2 protein-coding genes are annotated in these 1988 nt (G+C 47.1%); both read right to left on the bottom strand.

All coding sequences use genetic code 11. The features are described from left to right. Positions 1-59: 59 nt before the first annotated feature. Positions 60-1364 (bottom strand): TldD/PmbA family protein, encoded by a 1305-nt coding sequence (locus tag QUB24_RS26065; protein ID WP_333156519.1) that lies wholly within the window; start codon positions 1362-1364, stop codon positions 60-62. A 219-nt stretch (positions 1365-1583) separates the two neighbouring features. Then, the coding region (locus QUB24_RS26060; RefSeq protein ID WP_333156518.1) for a tetratricopeptide repeat protein at positions 1584-1988 on the bottom strand (405 nt) is incomplete at its 5' end.

Raw genomic sequence — 1988 nt, 5'->3', positions numbered from 1 at the left:
AGAGCCTCATGATATGTATTACCAGGCAGAGCCTGGTAACGAGTAAAACCGCACTGAACTTATTGCCTCGAAGCTACACCCAACTGTTGAAACAGCATACTCGGCAAATAGGCTGCACCGCCTACCCATTCGGCTTCGCTACTCAAATTTGCCAAATTTTTAAACGCTTCAAAAATGCTGCCTGCCACCATTGTATTCTTGACGCGACCCACAATTTTGCCTTTTTCTACTTTATAGCCTAAGTCCAAATTGACCGAAAATTCGCCAGCTAACTGATTGGACTGACCGGCACCTAAAACCTGCTCTACTATTAGACCTTCGTCCATGCTAGCAATCAAGTCTTGAGTGGCGGTATTTCCTGGGGAAATGCAAAAGTTAGTCAAATCAGGGCCTGGGCGAGACAATCCGCCACGAAAACCGTTGCCGGTTGATTGTACACCGGCGCGAGCGGCCCACCTGCGATCCCAATAAAATCCGGTGACAGTACCTTTGTCTATCAAGACTTTGCGGGTGGTGGGTGTACCTTCGTCGTCAAAGGGACAAGCCGAAGGGCCTAAAGTGGGGTCTTCAAAAAAGGTAAAGCGTTCGTCAAATAAGGTTTCGCCGATTTTGTCGGCGAGGGGAGAGGCTTTTTGAACTACTGCTTGACCTGAAAGGATGGTATCAAACAAGCCGCCGAGGGTGCTAGCGGCGGCTCTGGGGGTAAATAATACTGGGTAGGAACCGCTGGTGATGGTGGCTGAATGTTCTGCGAGGCGGTATTTTTCGAGGAGTGATTCGAGGATGCTGTTGGTGTCTAGGGGACGATCGCGCGCGACATCGTAACTGTATGCTTGCATAAAGTCTTCTCCTTTTACCAAATTTCCGGCGATCGAGCCGCTGACTATTTGGCTGCTTCTTTCGGCATACAAATCTTGCGTCGTGGCAATTTTCACTCTGCCGCTGCGGACGTGAAAGCCGACATCTACCATAATATCGGGATTGTAGGCGTGAACTTGCTCGATGAGGTTTTTGCCGTTTTCGACTAATTCTTGAGTTGTGGGCGGAGTGTAGGTGGTTTCCGGGCCTTTTAGGTGGAAGTTGGAGGCGAGTTCAAATTCTGCGGGGTCGCCGATTTCGGCTGTTTGAATGGCTGCATCTACTAAATCGTCTATCCGCGTTAAATCTGTGGAACTGGCAAAACCGATTTTGCCATTGTAAATCAGCCGGAGTGCTACGCCTTGCAGTGCTTTGGTTTGTAGGGATTTGAGACGATTGTTTTCAAATTCGATGGGCGTATCTTGACTCGACAGGTAGTATACTTCAGCCGCATCGGCGCGCTGAGAGGCCAATTTCAAAATCTGGTCTACGGTTGAATCGCTCACAATAATCGCTTTCTGGTTTGGTCTTTGTTTTATTTTAGCGATTTTGGGTGTTACCAGAAACCGGGTTTTTTCCAAAAACATCGATACACCACCGAAAAACTGCGAAAAACCCGATTTCTTCGGTTGTATTCGTGGCCAGAAACCGGGTTTTTTCCAAAAACATCGATACACCAACGAAAAAATGCGAAAAACCCGGTTTCTTAAGTCAGAGTGCATCCATCAATCCCCAGCCATCTGCTGAATCCTAGAAATAAGGCGTTTCACTGTCTGCGCGTCAGGAGATGGCAAATGCTGGAAAATCTCCAAAGATTGCTGTAAATAATTCAAAGCTTGGTCAAAATCTCCCTGCGCTGCTAACAACTGTCCAAGCATTGCGAAAGTAGCAGCTTTCCCTTGAACATTGCCAAGTTTTTCCTCAAGTTCGAGAGATTGTTGATAAAATGCGATCGCCTGTTCTACTTCCCCAAGATTTGCATAGATTCCTGCTAGTTGGTGCAAAGTAGCAGCTTTCCCTTGAACATTGCCAATTTTTTCGTGAAGTTCGAGTGATTGTTGATAAAATGCGATCGCCTGTTCTACTTCCCCAAGATTTGCATAGATTCCTGCTAGTTGGTGCAAAGTAGC

Source organism: Microcoleus sp. B9-D4 (genome assembly GCF_036705105.1).
Taxonomy (GTDB): domain Bacteria; phylum Cyanobacteriota; class Cyanobacteriia; order Cyanobacteriales; family Microcoleaceae; genus Microcoleus.
The sequence above is the reverse complement of the archived record's forward strand: the minus strand, read 5'-3'. Positions and strand labels throughout refer to the sequence as shown.